Source organism: uncultured Polaribacter sp. (assembly GCF_947501385.1).
GTDB lineage: Bacteria > Bacteroidota > Bacteroidia > Flavobacteriales > Flavobacteriaceae > Polaribacter.
This window is the reverse complement of sequence record NZ_CANMVP010000001.1, coordinates 77,825-98,542: the sequence shown is the minus strand read 5'-3', so window position 1 is coordinate 98,542 and position 20,718 is coordinate 77,825. Positions and strand designations below refer to the sequence as shown.

15 protein-coding genes and 1 pseudogene are annotated in these 20,718 nt (G+C 30.8%); 15 read left to right on the top strand and 1 reads right to left on the bottom strand.

The annotated features are described in order from the left end of the window. Positions 1-125: 125 nt before the first annotated feature. From Q0998_RS00430 to Q0998_RS00375, 12 genes and pseudogenes are all read left to right on the top strand, one after another. Entirely contained in the window at positions 126-1,286 is a 1,161-nt protein-coding gene (locus Q0998_RS00430; RefSeq protein ID WP_299664650.1) for a FecR family protein, read from the top strand. Positions 1,287-1,469: 183 nt separating this feature from the next. Further along, positions 1,470-5,132, top strand: coding sequence for a SusC/RagA family TonB-linked outer membrane protein (locus tag Q0998_RS00425; protein WP_299664647.1), 3,663 nt, complete (start codon positions 1,470-1,472; stop codon positions 5,130-5,132). A gap of 24 nt (positions 5,133-5,156) precedes the next feature. Beyond that, positions 5,157-6,671 carry a RagB/SusD family nutrient uptake outer membrane protein gene (locus Q0998_RS00420; protein WP_299664644.1) on the top strand — a complete coding sequence of 505 codons (1,515 nt, stop codon included), beginning with the start codon at positions 5,157-5,159 and terminating at the stop codon, positions 6,669-6,671. Positions 6,672-6,699: 28 nt separating this feature from the next. Next, complete coding sequence (locus Q0998_RS00415; protein ID WP_299664641.1) at positions 6,700-7,791, top strand: TlpA disulfide reductase family protein; 1,092 nt, start codon at positions 6,700-6,702, stop codon at positions 7,789-7,791. 753 nt (positions 7,792-8,544) lie between these two features. Next, positions 8,545-9,102, top strand: a complete 558-nt coding sequence (locus tag Q0998_RS00410) for a thioredoxin family protein (RefSeq protein WP_299664638.1) — start codon at positions 8,545-8,547, stop codon at positions 9,100-9,102. Positions 9,103-9,313: 211 nt separating this feature from the next. Further along, positions 9,314-9,439 (top strand): annotated as a pseudogene (locus Q0998_RS00405) (ATPase); the annotation flags it as partial. A gap of 181 nt (positions 9,440-9,620) precedes the next feature. Then, positions 9,621-9,866 carry a Fic/DOC family N-terminal domain-containing protein gene (locus Q0998_RS00400; RefSeq protein ID WP_299664635.1) on the top strand — a complete coding sequence of 82 codons (246 nt, stop codon included), beginning with the start codon at positions 9,621-9,623 and terminating at the stop codon, positions 9,864-9,866. An 82-nt stretch (positions 9,867-9,948) separates the two neighbouring features. Continuing rightward, a complete protein-coding gene (locus Q0998_RS00395; protein ID WP_299664632.1) occupies positions 9,949-10,293 on the top strand; it encodes a Fic family protein in 345 nt (114 codons plus the stop codon). A 63-nt stretch (positions 10,294-10,356) separates the two neighbouring features. Next, positions 10,357-10,659 carry a hypothetical protein gene (locus Q0998_RS00390; protein ID WP_299664629.1) on the top strand — a complete coding sequence of 101 codons (303 nt, stop codon included), beginning with the start codon at positions 10,357-10,359 and terminating at the stop codon, positions 10,657-10,659. A 688-nt stretch (positions 10,660-11,347) separates the two neighbouring features. Beyond that, positions 11,348-11,488 (top strand): hypothetical protein, encoded by a 141-nt coding sequence (locus Q0998_RS00385; RefSeq protein WP_299664627.1) that lies wholly within the window; start codon positions 11,348-11,350, stop codon positions 11,486-11,488. Between the two features lie 11 nt (positions 11,489-11,499). Further along, positions 11,500-11,871 (top strand): helix-turn-helix transcriptional regulator, encoded by a 372-nt coding sequence (locus Q0998_RS00380; protein WP_299664624.1) that lies wholly within the window; start codon positions 11,500-11,502, stop codon positions 11,869-11,871. Beyond that, entirely contained in the window at positions 11,871-12,302 is a 432-nt protein-coding gene (locus Q0998_RS00375) for a hypothetical protein (protein ID WP_299664621.1), read from the top strand. Before Q0998_RS00380 ends, Q0998_RS00375 begins: the two co-directional genes overlap by 1 nt. 1,203 nt (positions 12,303-13,505) lie before the next feature. Here the strand turns inward: Q0998_RS00375 and Q0998_RS00370 are convergent. Further along, positions 13,506-14,393 carry an AraC family transcriptional regulator gene (locus Q0998_RS00370; RefSeq protein WP_299664619.1) on the bottom strand — a complete coding sequence of 296 codons (888 nt, stop codon included), beginning with the start codon at positions 14,391-14,393 and terminating at the stop codon, positions 13,506-13,508. Positions 14,394-14,660: 267 nt separating this feature from the next. On the opposite strand from Q0998_RS00370, the gene Q0998_RS00365 reads away from it, so the two are divergent. The 3 genes from Q0998_RS00365 to Q0998_RS00355 are packed head-to-tail and all read left to right on the top strand — an operon-like array spanning position 14,661 to position 20,717. After that, the gene (locus tag Q0998_RS00365) at positions 14,661-16,076 is read left to right on the top strand and encodes a hypothetical protein (protein WP_299664617.1); all 1,416 of its coding nucleotides are present in this window, start codon (positions 14,661-14,663) and stop codon (positions 16,074-16,076) included. A 35-nt stretch (positions 16,077-16,111) separates the two neighbouring features. Next, positions 16,112-19,132, top strand: a complete 3,021-nt coding sequence (locus Q0998_RS00360) for a TonB-dependent receptor (RefSeq protein ID WP_299664615.1) — start codon at positions 16,112-16,114, stop codon at positions 19,130-19,132. 4 nt (positions 19,133-19,136) lie between these two features. Further along, the gene (locus Q0998_RS00355) at positions 19,137-20,717 is read left to right on the top strand and encodes a RagB/SusD family nutrient uptake outer membrane protein (RefSeq protein WP_299664612.1); all 1,581 of its coding nucleotides are present in this window, start codon (positions 19,137-19,139) and stop codon (positions 20,715-20,717) included. Position 20,718 lies beyond the last annotated feature (1 nt).

The window sequence follows — 20,718 nt, the reverse complement described above, 5'->3', positions numbered from 1 at the left end:
AAATTCAAGGTTTAACTTTTTGTTATCTTTTTGGTCAAATAAAAAGTATTTAATAAAAAAAATAACTTTTTTTTAACCCTTTCTAAACATTTGATCGTCATAGAAGTATCTAACTATATATTCTTATGTCAATATTTAATGAAATAGTAACGCTCACAAAACAGGTAGCAGCTTCAATCTTAAAGAAAGAACCCCCTGTTTCTTTAGATAAATCAGTAATTTTTGACGAAGATGATAAAAAATACATCGTTAAAAACCTAACTGATAAATCAATTATCAGTGCACGTGATAAATTAAAAAGTGAAATTAATAGAGAGGAAGATTGGCATAGAATAAAACCAAAAAGTAATATTCCAACACAAAAATTATATTGGCAGTATGCAGCTGCTGCATTTATAGCTGGTATTCTATCAATAACTTTCTTTTTTAAAGATAGCCTTTTCAATAATGAAAGTAAAAAACCTATTATTAGTAATCTACCAATTCAACCAGGTACAGACAAAGCTACTTTAACATTAGAAGATGGGACAAACATTACACTAACAGAAGGAACAAAACACCAAACTCAAAACGCAGAAAGTAATGGAGAAAGAATTGTTTATAATGCAAAACAACAAAATAAAAAAAAGATAGTCTACAACTATTTAACAATTCCAAGAGGTGGGCAATTTCAGGTAACTCTATCAGACGGTACACATGTATGGTTAAATTCTGAATCACAATTAAAATACCCAGTAAGTTTTACGGAAGGCATATCTCGTAGCGTAGCGTTGATATATGGCGAAGCGTATTTTGATGTATCTTCTAGTAAGAATCATAGAAATACAAGATTTCAGGTACTAAATAAAGATCAGGTTGTAGAAGTATTAGGAACAGAATTCAATATCAAAGCATATAAAGACGAAACCAATATTTATACAACGCTAGTAGAAGGAAAGGTGGCGATAAGTTACAGTGATAAAAGACACAATTTAATACCCAATCAACAAGCAAATTATAATTTAAAAAAGAATATGCTTAAGATAAGCACAATAGATGTGTATAATGAAACTTCTTGGAAAGATGGTGTTTTTAGTTTCGAAGACAAATCATTAAAAAAAATTATGAAGGTACTTTCAAGATGGTATGATGTTGAAGTAGTGTTTAAAAATAAAGCAGTAGAAAATGAGGAGTTTATTGGTAACTTAAGAAAAACACAAAATCTTAATGAAATTTTGGAAACAATTAAAAATTTTAGAATTATAAAAGACTATAAAATTAGTAATAAAACAATTACATTAAAATAAACTCAAAATATGTATAGCAGAAGAATTTTCGCTCCACCGTAGCATAGAGCTAAAAAGGGTTTGAAAAATTAACATGAAATAAGAATAAAAAAAAGAGGGCGAAGCCAATCATTTTGCGGTGAATAAAACTTCGTCCCTCTAGCTAATTAATTAAAACAAGGTTCAACTAACACATGCAAATTTATGAAAATTAAATCAACCAATGCCTGTTCTCTGTATAGAAAACGGCTACTAATGATGATTATGAGAACATTTATCTTTTTAGTATGTACAGCTCTTTTTAGTTTTACAACAGAGAATTCGTTCTCTCAAAAGAAGGTACATATAGATAAAGATCAACTGGTTACCGTAGATCAAGTATTCAAAATAATCAAACAGCAGGCGGCATACAATTTTTTGTATCCAAAAAACTTATTTAAAAACAAACCAAAAATACAGTTAAAAAAAGGAGAAATATTAATAACTAAATTATTAGAACAAAGTTTATCTGGTGATAAATTAAGCTATAGGGTAACAAAAGAAAACACAATCATTATTAGAGAAAAAACCTCTCCTGTAAAATTCCAACAAGAAATTAAAATCACGGGAAAGGTAACCGATGCATTAGGAAACACAATGCCGGACGTTTCCATAATAATTGAAGGCACAAAAAAAGGAACATCCACTGATTTTTATGGAAAGTATAAAATAACAACAACAAAACCTTCTGTGGTTTTAATTTTTTCTTATTTAGGTTTTACTACACAAAAGAAAACAGTTAATACAAATAGCGTTCTTAACATTATTATGAAAGAAGATGTGAATTCATTAGATGAGATACAAGTTGTTTCTACTGGATTTCAAGAAATTTCTAAAGAAAGAGTCACTGGTTCTTATGTAACAATTAGTGGAGATGAATTAGCTAGAGCAGGAAGTAATATCAGTTTAAAAAACAGATTAGAAGATTTAGTTCCAGGTTTGTATTTTGAGTCTAATTTTGTTGATGATCAAAATGCAAATGGTGATGATAGTAGAAGTGTTGTAATTAGAGGTGTGAGTACATTTGGAAATAACAATCCATTAATTGTTGTTGATGGGTTTCCTTTAGATCCAGGTGTTGTAGATCCATTTACAGTTTTAAATCCAGACGATGTAAAATCTGTAACAGTTTTAAAAGATGCAGCAGCCGCTTCTATTTGGGGAGCACAAGCTGCAAACGGAGTCATCGTAATTGTTACAAAAAAAGGGAAGAAAGGGGCAAAAGAAACTTCCTATAATTTTACTTTAGATTATTTGATAAAACCCAAACCGAATCTATCTAAAATACCTTGGGCAGAGAGTGGGGATGCCATAGAATTTTATAAAAATTTAATTTTAGATAATACGTATTATGACGATTTATTAACAACAGATTATGGTTTGTACGAGTTACCCCCAGCAATAAAAACATTGATAGATATGAAATCTGGAAGAATTACTCAAGTACAGGGTAATTCAACGTTAGATATGTTATCAAAAAGAGATGTTCGTAATGAGTTTTCAGATTTATTTTTACGTCCAGAATCTTTCCAAAGAATGAATGTATCCATTACAGTTCCAGGAGAAAAAAATTCGTTTAGAACATCGTTAACAACAATTGTTAATGAGGGGTATGCTAAAGGAGATTCAAATATAGAATTCTTAGCAAATATTAATGACGAATACATTCCTAATAAGTGGTTGAAATTTGGTGTTGGTCTAAATTTTTATTTGACACAAGAAAAGAATAATGGTGTAGATATTAATGAATTGAGTTTAATAAATCAACATGAAAGAATTTTAGACAATAATGGAGGTTACAATCCAATGATTAAGCAAGACCCTAGAGCGAGAGATTTATATTATGATTTTGGAACAGAAAAGCGAAGAGACTCTGTTGCTAAATACAATTTACCTTATAATTGGGATTGGAATTTAAAACAAGATGTAACCAATAGAGACAATTCTTTTGAAAAAACGAATTTGAGATTAAATGCACATATGGCTATTAAGCCAATAGACCCATTGCAACTAGAAGTTAGATACCAATATGTTCAAGACAACTCTTTAACAAGTAATTATTTTAATGAAGAGTCTTGGACAACGCGTAACACGATTAATTATTCTTTAAGACCAGACGGTACTTTAGCGCTACCAACAGGTGGTATGTTAACTGAGTTTAAAGCTGCATCAAGCTCTCACAATATTAGAGCACAATTTGTATTTAACCCAAAGTTTGGTAAACATGATTTTACACTATTAGGAGGAACAGAATGGAGAAAAGATGAATCTCAATCTACTCCTTCTGGATATTATGGTTATGATCCACAATCACTTACTACTTTTCCTGGAATAGATTTTTCTGAAGCTTTTGATAAAATTGATGGAGGAAGAGCTGCTGGTGTTCCAGTTTTACCAGGTACTACTTTTTTTGGTGGTGTTTCTGGTCAAGATAATAGATATGTTTCTTATTATGGTAATATTGGTTATAACTTTGATCGTAAATATGATATTACCGGAAGTATAAGGTTAGACAAAACAAACCTTTATGGACAGTCGGACTCCTTTAGAGACTTACCACAATGGTCTGTTGGAGCAGGTTGGAATATTACTCAAGAATCTTTCTTTAACGTTAATTTTATAGATAGATTAAGAGTTAGAGCTTCTTATGGCTTTAATGGAAATATAGATAAATCAGCAAGTCCTTTTATTCAAGGTTCCCCTTGGACAGATCCAGTAACAAGATTGCCTTACACTGCTGTGCAATTTTCACCCAATCCTAATTTAACTTGGGAAAGAACAGAGGTGTTTAATGTAGGATTAGATTTTAGATTATTTCAAAATAAACTATATGGTACTTTAGAGTATTACAAGAAGTTATCTTCAGATGTATTAGTATCAACAGAAGTTAATGGAACCTATGGTTTTCAAAATAATAGAGCTACATTAAATGCTGGGAATATAGAAAACAGTGGAGTAGAATTAAGTTTGTCTTCAAATATAATCAACAAAAAAGATTATAGTTTGCGGTCGCAATTTTTAATCAGTACAAACGATAATAAAACAACGGGTTACCAAGCTGTAGGGTTTAGTATAGCTTCTTATTTACAACTCCCTTATTTCTTTCATCTACCAAATTTACCAGTAGATTATATCTATGCCATGCGTTTTGCAGGTTATGACGATGAAGGGTTACCGCAATATTTTTATGGTAAAGATGCTAAAATTGTTTCAGCTGCAGAAGGAGTTCGTATCCCTGTTCAAGATTTAGATTCTGTGGCATCTTTTGTAGGTAGAAGAAATCCTAAAATATTTGGCTCTTTTCAAAATACTTTCAGGTATAAAAGTTTTGAGTTAAATGTACGTTTGTCCTACAAATTTGGACATAAGTTCTTCAGCGACTATCCGAGAAGTAATATCGCAAGAGATTATTTTAGGAGTAATAACCAATTTACTTGGTTGTCTGAATTAATTACAGATAGATGGCAATCCCCAGAAGATGGAGACGATGTAAGTATGCATTCTTTAAATGAACCTGTTACTGATTTTAATGCACTCACAAACATTCGGTATTTAGAACAATATGGAGATCATAAAATTATGGATGCTGGGCAAGTTCGGCTTCAAGCAATAAGTTTAGCTTATAACTTCCAGAGGACGCCACTTTTTAAATGGATAAAAAGTGCTTCTGTAAGAATAGAAGGAAGAAATTTAGGTGCCATTTGGGTAGCAAATAATAAAGGTATAGACCCCTCAAATGTTCCTTACAGTGCATCACAATATGGGGCACTACGCTATGTCACTAGATTTAGACCAGAATATTCATTGGGTTTAAGGTTAGGGCTTTAATAATTAATGTTTTAAACTACTATTATGAAAAATAAAATATCAATATATATATTACTTCCGTTGATAACTATATTAACGTGGAATGCATGCGACGACGATGATTTTTTAGATCAATTACCAAAAGGGGTGGCTATTGCAAAAACAACAAGCGATTTTAGAAAACTTTTAGATAATGTTGACAATGAGCGTTTCCCACATTCATTTTCACAAACAAGTGCTTATTTAGACGTATTAACAGATAATGTTTCTGTAGATTCTACAGATTGGGCTAGTTGGAGGTTTACTGCAGAACATTTTCAAGAACTTTTTACCTTTAAAGATTTTGTGTTTATTTATGATAACTTAAGAGATGACCCAAATTGGAAACCCTCTTTCTATATTGCTTCATTATCTTCAACTATTTTAGAAGAAATTAACAAAGTCACTGATAATGATAACTTAAAAAAGCAACTTATAGCAGAAACAAAAGTTCATAGAGCCTATGGTTATTTAACGCTGGTTAATGTTTACGCTAAAACTTATAATGAAAGTTCTGCCTCGTCAGATTTGGGCGTTCCAATTGTTACGCTTCCATCAGCATTACCTTCATTAGAGCGAAGTTCAGTTCAAGAAGTGTATGATTTTATTCTTAAAGACCTAAATGAAGCAATTGAAGATTTACCAGAAGATGTAGACATATATAACCATAGACCCACAAAAACGGCTGCTTATGCAATTCTTGCGCGTGCCTATTTGTATATGGGCAATTATGAAAAAGCTTTTGAGTTTGCAGATAAGAGCTTACAAATAAGAAATTTTTTGTACGACTTAAATACAGAATATTCAGGTGCAGACCCATATTACACAGCTATTACAAAGATTTCTAGAACTACAGATCAAGAAATTTTACTACATAAAACTACTACGCAAGGCTTTTATTCTAGAAATTATAATATTATAGATACGTTAAGTTTTGACAATATATATCCTGGTTTTACTAAAATGGGTTCTAACTATACCAATTTAGATTTAAGAAGAACACTTTGGTTTAGAGGATGGGATACTTCTAATACGATAAAAGAAAGTAATAACGCATATCATTTTGTGTATTATGGTAATCATTCAACTTTCAGATATGGTTTAGATAATAGGAATGCTGATAGATCAGATAATATTCCTATTACAACTGCAGAAATGTATGTAACTAGGGCAGAAGCTAGTGCTAGGTTGGGCAATTTAGGACAAGCAATTTCAGATATTAATTTCATTGGAAGAAAAAGATACAAAACTGGCACTTATGTAGATTTCAGTTCTAATAATCAAAATGAAGTCATTAGTGCTGTACTGGCAGAACGTAGAAGAGAATTATACGGGAAAGACTTGCGATTGTTTGATGTAAAAAGGCTGAATGTAGCTTTTTCTCACAAGTTAGGATCAGCGACTATAAATGTACCTGCAAATGATTCAAGATTAATTCATCCTATATGGGACGGATATTTGGAGCAAAATCCAGAAATAGAACAAAATGATAGGAGCAATACAGGCGTAACTATTAATTAAAATAAAACAAAGTAATAAAATTTTAATAATGAAAAATTTATATTTTAAAATAGTACTCATATTTATTACGCTTTTAGTATTTAGTTGTGAGAATGGTAAAAAAGAAAAGGAAATAGTCGAAGATGAGCTTTTAGATTATAATGGTTATTTTACTATTTACAATAGAACTTTAGGTGGTAGCCAGGCAGATACACTATTTATTGTGAATGGTAAAGGAACTTTAGATTGGAAAACGGATGATGGTTTAATTGCAAACATTTATAATCAAGAAATAGATAAGCATTGGGCTCACAAATTAATATTGGAAAAAGGCATTTTAGAAATTAAAATTCTAAAAGACAGTTCTATAATTGTTGGTGGTACGCCTAATAATGAAATTTTAGGTAATTTAAATAGAAAAAAAGAAGTACTTCGTTTAGCGAGCCATAAGATTTTCCATTATAATTATAAAGGTTTGAGTGAAGCTGATAGCATCAAAATAGCGAAAGAAAATAGTATTAAAACTTTAGAAAACTCTAAAAAATGGAGAAAACTTCAATTAGATTTAGCTTTGGAGAGTGAAGAATTAGCTGGACTAACTTATGTGCCTTTCAATCTTAAATATTTTGAAATGAATGAGTTGAAAACATTAATTGATAATTACAGTGCTTTTGAAGACAATCCATCGTATAAATCTTTAAAAAGATTTTATGAGGGAGCCAAAAGAACTGCTATTGGTGCTCAAGCTCCAGAATTTAGCCTCCCAAATATTAGAGGAAAAAAAATTAGCTTGTCAGACAAAAAGGGTAAGATTGTTTTGTTAGACTTTTGGGCATCTTGGTGTATACCTTGTAGAAAAGAAATTCCGCATCTAAAAAAAATTCATAAAAAGTATAAAGATAGAGGTTTTGAGACTGTAAGTATATCAACAGATAAGAAAGAACTAGACTGGCGTAACGCAGTTAAAGAAGAAGCCATGCCTTGGGATCAACTATTAGATAATGAGAATGATGCTTCTAAAAAATACCATATCATTTCAATCCCGCAGCTCTTTATCCTTGATGAAAATGGTTTTATAATTGGCAGAAACGTAAGAGGCAAATCTTTAGAAAAGAAAATGGAAGAATTGTTCCCAGAATAATTTAATTTTTTTTTGAGTTAATTTTAAAAGGAAGTTATGTTAATAGCAACTTCCTTTTTAATTGAACAATTAAACAGTATTTATTTATGAATCAGTAACATGATCTACATCTTTTCAAAAAGTATCTGAAACCGAATTTATTTTAGTTACTTAAGTTAGAATAGATGAAGCCTAGCATTTGTACTCTTATAATGTGCCTAAAAACAGACATATTCTAACATTTTTAACTTTAATAAAAATTTAAATTAATTGACAGTTTTTAGGAAGAAATAGGCCATACTGTTAATGATTCAATTTTCAAAATGAAAATTAAGTTTTTCGATAATAACACCTTATTTAAGCAAAAAATAGAATTAGTTAGTGATGAGTCATTAAATATAAACTGTGAAATGTAATTTATAGTATGCAATGATGAAAAATGTTTACCATTAATTTATGTAGATCTTAATTTTGGTTTTTTTCAACTGGCATTAATTTTTAAGTGTATTATATAACCGAGTATATCACTGGGAAATTTTAGATAGAGAATTGTATTTAACGATTTGGGTGGTAATTTTTGCTCTATTAGGCTTAGTTTTTTAAGGAAACTCCGATTACCGCACTATGCAGAAAAAAAGGATATTAGTGTACCAAAATTACCAGTGGCACTGCTTGTTTTTAGTTTTTTTTAATGTGCTTTATCCTTAGAATTTTTGATACGCCTTTAGAAGCGCTATCTAGTTTACTCTACATTAATGTTACAAGAAATTTGTTATGAATCCAAACTTAGTACCCTCTGGTGTAATCAAAGACTCTTTTGATAGAAGAGAGAGAAATACAATGAAAATGTTTGCTGCATTCGCATGTCCACAACCAAAATATGCAGAAATGAGACAGTTTCCACATGGGTTAAAAGGTTATTTTGATTTAGCAAAAGCCAAAGTTTGTGCCAATGTACAAAACAAACCTATTTTCATTGAGTTTACAGGACACGGTTGTATGAATTATAAGGAAATGGAAACACGTATATGGAGCAATCCACAAGTCTTAGAAATCTTAAAAAACGAGTATGTGATGGTATATATAGATGAAAAAACCAAATTACAAAAAGAAGACTGTTACATTTCAGAGTATGGTAGCAAAACCAAAAAAACGATGGGCAAACAAAACGCCAATTATCAAATGACCAAATTTACCAACAGCGTACAACCATATTATGTGCTCATAAATCTAAATGGTAAAATATTAGCACCAACCAAAGCCTACGATTTAGAAGTAGAAAACTTTATTGATTTTTTAAAAAGTGGTATCAAAGAGTTTTACAAAAATTAAAATATAAAACTATAATGATACATAACAAAAACCCCATATGTTCACTGTTAATCTCAACGACAACTGACAGTTATCCCCTCACTCCGACAGAGTTTACCTGCTTTAAGCAGGGAATAAGGAGGAATCTCAAAGTTTGAGGATAAACTCGCCATAAGGATTTGGCAGACAAGCCTGCCTGACGGTAGCTGCCGACAAGGCAGGCGCAGTCGAGAAGTCTCACACATGCTACAACCACCAGAAACTCGAAGATAGATACGGCAACCGTGTGCGCTCTCGTATGCGGCAGTTATTTAATTTAATAGCATTCGAAAAAGCGAGTGTAGATAAAAGAAAGTGAATTTTATGCTCGTATTTCAAACGAGGGCAATGCTCACTCTTGAATATTTAACGAGAGTAATTTTTCAGTATATTTACACTCGTAATATGATTAGAGGCGTTTTACGCCCTCGTTTAAAAAACATTAAAATGAGTAAAGAGACAATATACAATCCAGAAATACCTTATAACGATTTCTTATATTGACTCCATCAAAGGAGATAGAAAGTATAGCGATACTAAAAAAAACAATTGTTGCAAGTAGAGCTTTGTCCGAATTAAAGGGAGCAATAACCAACCTTCCCAACCCAATATTATTTATTAATACGATTAATTTACAAGAAGCAAGAGCCCGTTCTGCAATTGAAAATATCATAACAACACAAGACGAACTTTTTAAGGCATCTATTGCAGATAAAAAGAAAATAATCCTGCTACAAAAGAGGTAATCCATTATAAAGATGCATTATGGTTTGGTGTAGAACAAATAAAAAAAAGACCAGTACTTACCACAAATCTCTTTATGCAATAATGCAAATAATTAAAGAGAATAAATCGAATATTAGAAATGCCCCTGGCACACAATTAAAAAATCCAGCAACAAATAAAGTGGTGTACACACCTCCAGAAGGAGAAAATATAATTAGAGAAAAATTAAAAAATCTAGAAGATTTTATACACGCTGAAGACGGAGTTGATCCTTTAGTGAAAATGGCAATTATCCATTATCAATTTGAAGCAATACATCCATTTTTTGATGGAAACGGTCGAACAGGTAGAATTATTCTACTATTATATTTAAAATTTGCGAAGCTATTAGATTTGCCTGCACTCTATTTAAGTAGTTACATTATAGCACATAAAGATCAATATTAGACAAATCTTCGAAGGGTTACAGAAGAAGGAAACTGGGAAGATTGGATTTTGTATATGCTAGATATGGTTGAACAAACTGCCTTTAAAGGAAGGCAACAGATTGCTGAAATAGAAAGTCTAATGAATGAAATGGGAATAGAAATTCAAAAAAAGATACCAAGAATATACTCAAAAGATTTAATGGAGGAACTTTTTAGACTGCCATATACCAAAAGAAATCAATTAGAAAAAGCAGGTTTAGGGAATTTAAAAACAGTGGGTAATTATTTAAACGAATTAGAGAAAGAAGGTTTTTTAAAAAGTGAACAAGTTGGTAAAGAAAAACTATATCTAAATTTTAGACTATTAGAAGTTTTGAAAAATTAAAATAGTTAATATTACAAAACTTCTTATATTTTGAAAATGACAAAAAGATTTTATTAAAATAAGCGAGTGATAGTAAACAGCCTTGTAAATTTATAAATAGTAGGATGTATAATGTTACAGTAGAAGATACTTGAAAAATAGAATCAAATTTTTCGTTAATAACTATTTTTTTATTTTTAAAAATAATATCTTGATAGCAGTATTTTTGGTTTCTTGCATCATAGCTTGTCAATATTTTTTTAAACTAAAAATGTTAAAATTTCACTTAAAAGTGAAATTAATTTGTAAATTAACTGATAAGTGAATAACTTTGCACGCATAAAACCATTATTTAAATTCAAAACAGTAGCATATTATTCTGTTTGTTTAGATGATAATGATATGACTCTTTATCAAGAATTTGTTGAAATGAAAAACATACAATCGAAAATAAAAACAAGTTATATCATATTCAAAAATGGTTACAACTTATAGGTGAAAAATATGGTGCACAAAATCGTTTTTTTAGAAATGAAGCAAAAAATGCAGACACTTCAGCATTACCGCCAATAGGCAAAGACAGAAAACCTTATTACGTGGAATATGGTAAGAAAAAAGCAAATAATTTAAGATTATATTGTTTAAAAGCAAATCCAAATGTTGTTTTTCTTTTTAATGGCGACATAAAAACAACGCAAAAAGCACAAGATTGCCAAATGTTAGAGAACATTTTAATTTAGCAAACACATTAACGAAAGCCATTGATAATGCTTTTAGAGAAGGCGACATTATTTGGAATGAAAATAGCACTTCAATTAGTTGTGATGAAGATTTTATCCTTTATTATTAAAACAAACAAAAATGGAATTTCCTAAAGAAAACATACTTAATAACTGGTTACAAGAAAATAAAAACCCAGAAATTGATAGATTTATAGAGCGTAATTTAGAGATTACTCAAAAAGTATGCGCTATTTTGAATAAAAGAGGGTTAAGGAAGAAAGAGTTTGCTAAAATGTTAGACAAAAGACCATCAGAGGTTACAAAATGGTTATCTGGTTTGCATAACCTAACACTAAAGAGTATTACAAAAATGGAAGTTGCTTTAGGTGTAAACTTAATGAACCCAGAACCTCAATATATTTATTTAGGAAAAGTAGAAGGAGGTACTAAAGATTTAGTGACAGCTACAGACGATTATGAACAAACTTACTATACGCAAGAAGCTGTATAATGGCAGAAAACGTAATCATACCAGATAAAATAAAATTATTTCATATTGATGTTGTTAGTGCCTATATAAATGACAACACTATTGATGGAAACTTAAATCTTGAATTTAGTGTTGCGCATAACACAAGACACAATCTTAAAGACGAACGCGTTAAAATTGAGTTATTTATAAACCTGTTATCGCATCAAGAAATCGGAGTTAAATTTCATATAGATTTTCATTACAATATTACTGACTTAAAAAATCATTATGAATTAAATGAAAATGAAATTCCACTATTTTCTGGACAATTTATTGCAACTTTAATAGGTATTAGCTTTTCAACGGCAAGAGGTATTATATTTCAACAGTTACAAGAAACTAATTTTAAAGGAATGACCTTACCTGTTGTTTCGCCTTTAAAGATGTTAGCATCTCAAAAGAAAGAATAATCCCCACAAACCATAACCAAGTTTTCTCACTCTTCAATCACTTGTCTTTAAGTTTGTACCCCCTCGCCACACGCCAATAGCGTTTAAATTCCCATACTACTGCAGCACATTATAGCTTGCTCCATTCGTACCTCATTCCACAACTATAAAGAGCTGCCCCAGCAAAAAGCTATTCATTTAAACGCTATCCCAAAGCTAAGTAACATAATGCGCTGTTATACTGCTCTTTCATGCTTCCAGGCACTATAACGGCATTATGTTAAATAGCCGGACCCAACCGCATAAATTAGAACTATAAATTGAATTTGTGGCTATTCATGAACTCCGTAAAAATAGAAAAGTCGTGAACTAAATAGCCAGCTTTCCAACGCGCAAATAGGAGCTAACATTAATATTTTGACCTAATTAAAGAATATATTTTTTACTCCTTATCTCATTCACCTGCACAAAATTATCACTAAGCTTGTGCTTAACTAGTTTCAGCATCCATTCCATCCGCTTATCTCAAGTATTTGCTGGTCTCATTTCACTAAGAAATAAAAAAACACAATCTCCATACCCTTTCAAAGGTATAAGTTCTAGCAATTAATAATGTTTGCCATGTGCCTTCGGTAGGTGCATTTTATTCATTCAACCTCCTTTCATGGAATCATTCATTACATGCACCCACGGCAACACCGCCCATAAAAAAAGTGCACCATTGCGTTAAGCACCTCATTTATTTTTCCAAATGCTCCAACATCACTAATACCTCCACCTAGGCACGTTGCATCAATTATTAATAATTAAATTTCTTATCTATACCCGTTGTGCATTTTGATAAATTCTGTCAATTCGAGTGAATTTCACGATTGAAATAAGTGAAATTTGTATCGAGAATAAGAATTTTCGTTTCTAAACTAGTTCTCGATACGATTTTTTTATCAAAAAATCACTCGAACTGACATTTTGGAATATATTTAACTCAAAATGCACAACGGGTTATCTATATATTTTTCTCAAATTATGTAGTAAGTATTTAGTTTAGACAGTTGAAATTTAACTGGTAAAGGAAATAAAGAAAAATCTTATGGAAAACTACTTAAAATATATTTTCACAATGATGTAATTATAATAGATAAGCTGAAGGTAAATTTATGTTTAGAAAGTTGAATAAAGAAAAAATATTGATATACAGAATAAACAAACCAAGTTGAACAGCGTTTATTTTCTCTGACTTTTTTTATAATCTCTTGGAGATTTTCCCATAAAATTTTTAAATATTCTTGAAAAATATAAAGGATCTTCAAAGCCTACTTTGAAACTAATTTCTTTAATACTCAAATCTGTATAATTTAAATATTCGCAAGCTTTTTGTGTTTTCTTTAAATTAAAAAAAACCAAAATAGGATAACCGGTATTGGTTTTAAATTTTGTGTGTAGATAAGATTTTGAATAGTTAAATTTAGTAGCAATTTCATCTAAAGTGAAGTTTTGATCTAACTTGTCTAATAAAAATTTTTTTATAGAGTTTACAATATTATCATTATTGATTAAATTAAGATGAGATTCAAAATCATGGTAAATAAATGAGCTCACAAAATTTAGGCTCAATAGATTCGAATATTCCATTTGATTTTCAAGATTATTGTTGTTAAAAAGGTTAAATATTTTTTCAAATAACTCTATCTTTTCTTTAGAAAAATGTACATTTTTATAATTATTTGCATCTGTAGTAGTGTATCTTTTATATAATTCTGGGGCAATATCTCCATTAAAATGAAACCAGTAAATACTCCACGGATCAGACTCATCTGCTTTGTATTCATGTTTAGCTCTCTTAGGAATTATAAAAAACTGGTTAGGGCTTATTATTGTTTTTGAATCATTTATTAGTACTTCACCCTTACCTTTTGTACAATATATAAATATGAATTGGTTAGATCCCTTTTTTCTTCTTCTATAATGATGGTTTGCTTTTGGATAATAACCTAAATCAGTAATATAAAAATTTCTAGTTATCTTATTGTTTTTTGTATTGTTTATAATGGATTTAGGTAAGGAAATCATTTTTTGACCTAAAAAACCTTCTTTTAATACTGTAGTATCCATTATTATTTCTCTTTTAAAGTTAATACAAATAAGTTTTAAATTTTAACCTCTCAATAAAAAAATATAAGTGATTATATCCATATTATTTTTTGCTAATCTAATAAAATATAAACAAATTTAATGACATATTTATATTTAATCATCTTAAAAAAACAATATAATCCATTTTTTGGGTTTTTCTGTCTATTTTTTCAAAGTAATAAAATTATAGATTTGTGAAAATAATGCATCAATTTTATATTTTTTGCAAAAAAAACACAAATAAAAATGAGAAATATTAAAACAAAATTATTGCTATTTATTGGGGCTATAGCAATTATGGTAAGTTGTAATGATGATGATTCTTTATCAGTAGACTCGATTCCAGAATTTCAATCTGTAGATGTAGTTATTTCTTCATTGCCTGGAGAGTTGTTTACTTTTAAAGGAGTGGTATCTGACCCAGCAGGAATTAAATCTGTAAATATTAGTTATGAGCCTTGGTTTTTAAATAAAAAAATAGTAAAAGATTCTTTGCCAGAAACTTATGAAATTTCTTACAGTTTTAGAGTACCCGAAGATGCTGTAGATAACAGTATACACACAATACCAATCGCGGTTTCTAACGCTGGTGATAAAACAACCACTCAAAATATAGTAATTACCTTAGATAAAGACATTGAAAACCCGAGCATTCAAATTGCACAACCAGTTGATGGATCTACCGTATTAATAGGTAGTGGAATTGAAGTTAATTTAGAGATTACGGTTACAGACAAAGAATTAGCGGAATTCAAAATAGAAAGTGATGTTTTAAATGAAACAATTGCTGTCTCTGGTGCAACATATACATATACTAAAGCACTAGATATCGCAGACCCAAAAAGTTATCATTTTGTAATTACTAGTACAGATGTTTCTGGTAATAGTGCAACAAAAACAGTAGTCGTAAATGTTTTAAACCAGCTATCTTTTGATGTAATGTATATGACAGACGTAAAAGATGCATCTTTACTGTCTTCTGATTTGTTTGGAATTCCTTTTACAACATCTGCAAGTACTGCTTCTACTGAAGATGGTTTTGTTTTTACTGCAAAATATTATTCACCACAAGTAAATTCAGAAGTTCGATTTTTAGCTCAAAAAGGCTCATTTAGCCCTTATACTTTTGGCGCAGATTCAACAACATCTGGAGGTCTCGTATTAAGCAATAGTGCGAATGTGAATCCAATAGTTTTACCTCAAAAAGGGTATTATGAAATTCAAATGGATTTAAGAGATAGCAGTTATACAATAACACCTTACACACCGTCAGATACAACTTTTGATCAAGTTTATATTATTGGTACTGGAGTCTATATTGATGATACGATTTCTACATGTACAAATAATTCAACTGGGGGTATTACTTGTTGGAATTTTGCATCTGGTAAACCATTTGTAAAAAATGCAAACAATGATTATTTATGGTCTATAGATGTAACCCTTAAAGAGGAACCAAATAACAGTGGAGATAACGGATTTATTTTAAACGCAAACGCAGCTGGCTGGTCTCCTTTTTGGAGGTTAGATGATGGTACAGAACCTACAGCGACTGTTCCAAATGGAGGTGTAAATTATATCTTTCCAGATAGTGCTTTAGGTAAAGATTATACATTCAAATTTGATACTCACTTAAATAGAATTACAGCAGTTCTTAGATAATAAAAATCACTTATAAACTTAAAAGAATTATTCTTATGAAGCACTCAATATTAATTGTAATGAGTATCCTATTTTTTGGCTTTTCGTCAGCAGCGCAAAATGTTGTAAAAGGTACTGTTAAAGATGAAGTTAATAATCCAATTCCTTCAGTAAGTATTTTAGAAAAAAATACTAAAAACGGAACTACTACAGATTTTGATGGTAATTTTTCTATTACTGTAGCAGAAAACGCAATAATTATTTTTAATTATTTGGGTTATAAAGTTAAAGAAGTAAAATACACGGGGCAAAAAGAAATTTCTGTAGCGCTAGAACCAGACGTAGCTCAATTAGATGAAATTGTTGTAATTGGATATGGATCCGTTAAAAGAGATAAAATTACAAGTTCTATTTCTACTGTTAAAGGTTCAGAGTTAGCTAAGCAAGTAGCTAGTAACCCTGCAGAAGCTTTACAGGGTAAAGCAGCAGGTGTACAAGTTTTATCTGCAGGTGGTAATCCTGGGGCTTCACCACAAATTTTAATTAGAGGTATTACCAGTGCAAATGGTTCTACGCCTTTAATTGTTTTAGATGGGGTTATGTTGCCTTCTGGTACATCACTTAATTTTTTAAACCCTGCGGATATAGAAAATTTTCAAATATTAAAAGATGCTTCTGCTTCTGCAATTTATGGGTCAAGAGCTGCTAATGGTGTTGTTTTAATTACTTCAAAAAGAGGTAAAGAAGGTAAGACTAAAATTTCTGTAGATATTACTACAGGTATTCAAAGATTAGATAAAATTGAAATGGCAGACGCTAATGAATATATGCAAGTAATTAATCAAAGAAGAACAAATGACGGTAACCCATCTTTATACGACCCTTCTACAATTGCAACAGATACAGATTGGTGGGATGAAACTATCGAGGATTTCGCTCCAATTACCAATGCAAATGTTAGTGTTTCTGGGGGGTCTGATAAAGTTAAATACTCTAGTAGTTTAAGTTTCTTCGATCAACAATCAAATTATACAAAAGGTTGGTATCAAAGAGTTACTGGGCGTTTTAATTTTGATTTTAAACTTTCTGATAAACTTACTATTTCTCAAGATTTAAGCCCTAGAATTGAGCGTTATGAAAATACACCTGGGTTATTGTACAACCTATTACGAATAGATCCTTTAACAGAAGTGTATTTACCACAAAGTCAAAGAACAGGTAACATTTTTAGTATCTATGCACCAAGTAATAATTTGGTTCCAAATCCAGTAGGTATTGTTGCACGTCAATTCAATGAAACTATGTTTTTTGGGATGTTTACAAATACGAAGTTAAACTATAAAATAACGCCAGACTTAACATTTACGTCTCAATTTGGTTTAAATATCACTAGTTCAAGAACCGATGCTTTTTCTCCAACATATTTTACAAATCCCAATCAGCAAAGAGAGATTAATACGGTTTTTAGAAACTCAAGTCAAAGATTTGATTATGTAATAAATAATACAATTAATTTTACAAAGACAATTTCAGATAATCATTATATGAATTTTTTAGGTGGTATTTTGTACGATGCTCAGAATTCTAATTATTTAAATGCTTCAAGAGATGGTGTTCCTAGTGATGAAGACCCTTTGTTGAGATATATAGATGCGGCAGTAGGCGAAAGAATTGTGGCAAATAGTAACGAAAGTCAAAGAAATATTTTTTCTGGAATTTTTAGAGGAATTTATAGTTATGATAATAAGTATACAATTAATGGTTCTGTAAGAGCAGATAGTTCATCAATATTTCCAGAGGAAAATAAAACGGGTGTTTTTTCTAGTATCTCTTTTTCTTGGGATATTGATTCTGAAGATTGGTTTAAAAGTGAAACCATTAATAATTTAAGATTGAAGGTTGGTACAGGAGAAGTTGGTAATGACAATATACCTGTTACTGCAAGGTTTTTTCAAATTGGTGATGGAAATTTTGGTTTTAATGGAGATAGAACTGTTACAAATTTCTTGTCAGCATTTGGTAACACTCGTTTAAAATGGGAAACTGTTAGAGATCAAAACATAGGCTTAGATGTAGCATTTTGGAATAATGAATTTACAGTATCTGTAGAAGCTTATAAGAAAACGTCAGAAGATTTATTGTTTGCAGTTGAATTACCAAATTATACAGGAGTTCCAGGAAGAGTTTGGCAGAATGTAGGTAGTTTTGAGTCTCAAGGTATAGACCTTCAACTAGGATATAATAAAACTGTAGGTAATTTTGATATTGGTTTAAACTTAACATTGTCAACTAATGAAAGTAAAGCAGTTGCTTTTGCTCCTGGTAATGAGCAATTATTAGGTCAAAAAAGAGAAGATTTAGGTAATAGGTTTATTAAAGTTACAGAATTAGGGCAAACTGTAGGTTTATTTCAAGGTTTTCAAACGCTAGGAATTTTCCAAAATCAAACAGAAATCAATTCACATTCATCAGAAGACGGATCTATTATACAACCAAATGCCCAACCTGGAGATGTAATCTTTCAAGATACAAATAATGATGGCTCATTAACAGATGAAGATATGACAACTATTGGAAATCCATTTGCAGATTTTTATGGTGGTTTCAATGCAAATATTCAGTATAAGAAATGGTATCTTTCTATGCAGTGGTATGGTACTTTTGGTAATGATGTATTTAATTATCCCTCAACATTTCTTAATTCAGGAATCCAGGATGTTAATATAGCTAAAGGCACAATAGATAGAGTTTGGACTCCTCAAAATACAGGAGCACAATATCCACGATTAACGCAACAAGATAGAAATGGAAACTATTTAAGACCTTCTGATTTATTTATTGAAGACGCTTCTTACTTAAGATTAAGAAATATACAAGTAGGGTATGATTTTACTTTACCTGGTTTTCAAAAGTGTAGAGTATTCCTTTCCGGACAAAATTTGTTAACCTTAACAAACTATCCTGGATTTGACCCTGAAGTAAGTGGTGGAGGTGGTGTAATTGACGGTTTTGGAGTAGACTACGCTAGAAACCCGGTAGCAAAAACTTTTTTATTAGGATTAAATTTAAGTTTATAAAATCATGAAAAAATATTTCAAAATAGTATTAATTTTTACGTTGCTAGTAAATTTTGGATGTAATACAGACAATTTTTTAGATGAACAACCAAGAGGTAGACAACAGTTAGACGATTTCTTCTCTTCAGAAGAAAACTCAATCAACTTTGTAAACAGTATTTACCAGAAAATAAATGGAGAAAGTTGGTGGCAAGTAACGATGCCAAGACAGATAAATGATATGGCTACAGATGATAATTGGTCTGGTAACACATTACAGCCAAGACCAGATATTACTGGTATTGCAGCTTATAATGTGTTTCCAGGTTCAACTTACTTTAACTCATTCTGGGAAAGTCATTATATAGGTATCACAAGAGCAAACATCGCTTTAGAAAGAATACCAGAAGTAGCTATGGATGATGCTTTAAAAGCAAGATTGTTAGCAGAAGCTAAGTTTCTTAGAGCTTTCTTTTATTTTGAGCTGGTTAGAAGCTTTGGTGGTGTGCCAATTGTAACAACTTACACAGAACTTTTGGAACCAGCAATTAATGATAAAGTTAGAGCTTCTGTAGAAGAGGTTTATGTATTAATAAAAGACGATTTAGTTAAATCAATTGAAGATTTACCTTCAAAAAGTAGCCAAGCAAGTGCAGACTTAGGAAGAGTAACTAAAGGAGCTGCACAGTCTTTATTAGCAAAAGTATATTTAACGACAGAAGAATGGAAACTTGCAAAAAATCTTGCTTTTGAAGTGATGAATTCAGGCGAGTACTCTTTAGAAACCGATTTTGCAAATATTTACCAAACTGGTCATTACAACGGTTCGGAATCTATATTTGAAATTAATTACTTCACGAATTTAACTTTTAGTGAAGTTGGTAATGGTTTGCCAATAACCAATGGAAGTCGTGGAGACCAAGGTTGGGGTTGGGGTTCACCTACAAGTGACCTAGAAAATGCTTTTTTAAGTGAAGGTGATAATATTAGATTACAATCTACCATAATCAAACATGGTGAACCTGTTTTTGGTGATCCAGCTACTACATCTTTTGATGGTGCACCAGATGAAAACAAATCAGGCAGAACCAATAGAAAATTTTATATTCCTGTTGATGAAAGACCTGTACCTTATCAAAGAGGAACCATTGCGCTTCCTTATATACATATTAGATTGGCAGATGTTATTTTAATGCATGCAGAAGCTGCTTATTTTGATGGAGATGAGGCTGCGGCTTTAAACTCTTTAAAATCAATTAGAGATAGAGTACAGTTAACCACAGATATGGCTTTATCAGGAGAGGCACTAAGAGATGCCATCTGGAAAGAAAGAAGATTAGAACTGGCATTAGAACACCACAGGTTGTTTGATTTGAGAAGACAGAAAATTAATGGTGTACCTAGAATAGCACTACTTATGGGACCTAATGGTTCTTTTGTAAAATACAATACAGAAATTAGTACAGATCCATTTGAAACTACAAATTTACAAGAGTCTCAAGATAAAGGCATCTTCTTTGATATTAATACACACTTGGTTTGGCCAATTCCACCAGAAGAAATTCAATTATCGAGAGGAAATATAACACAAAACCCTGGTTACTAAA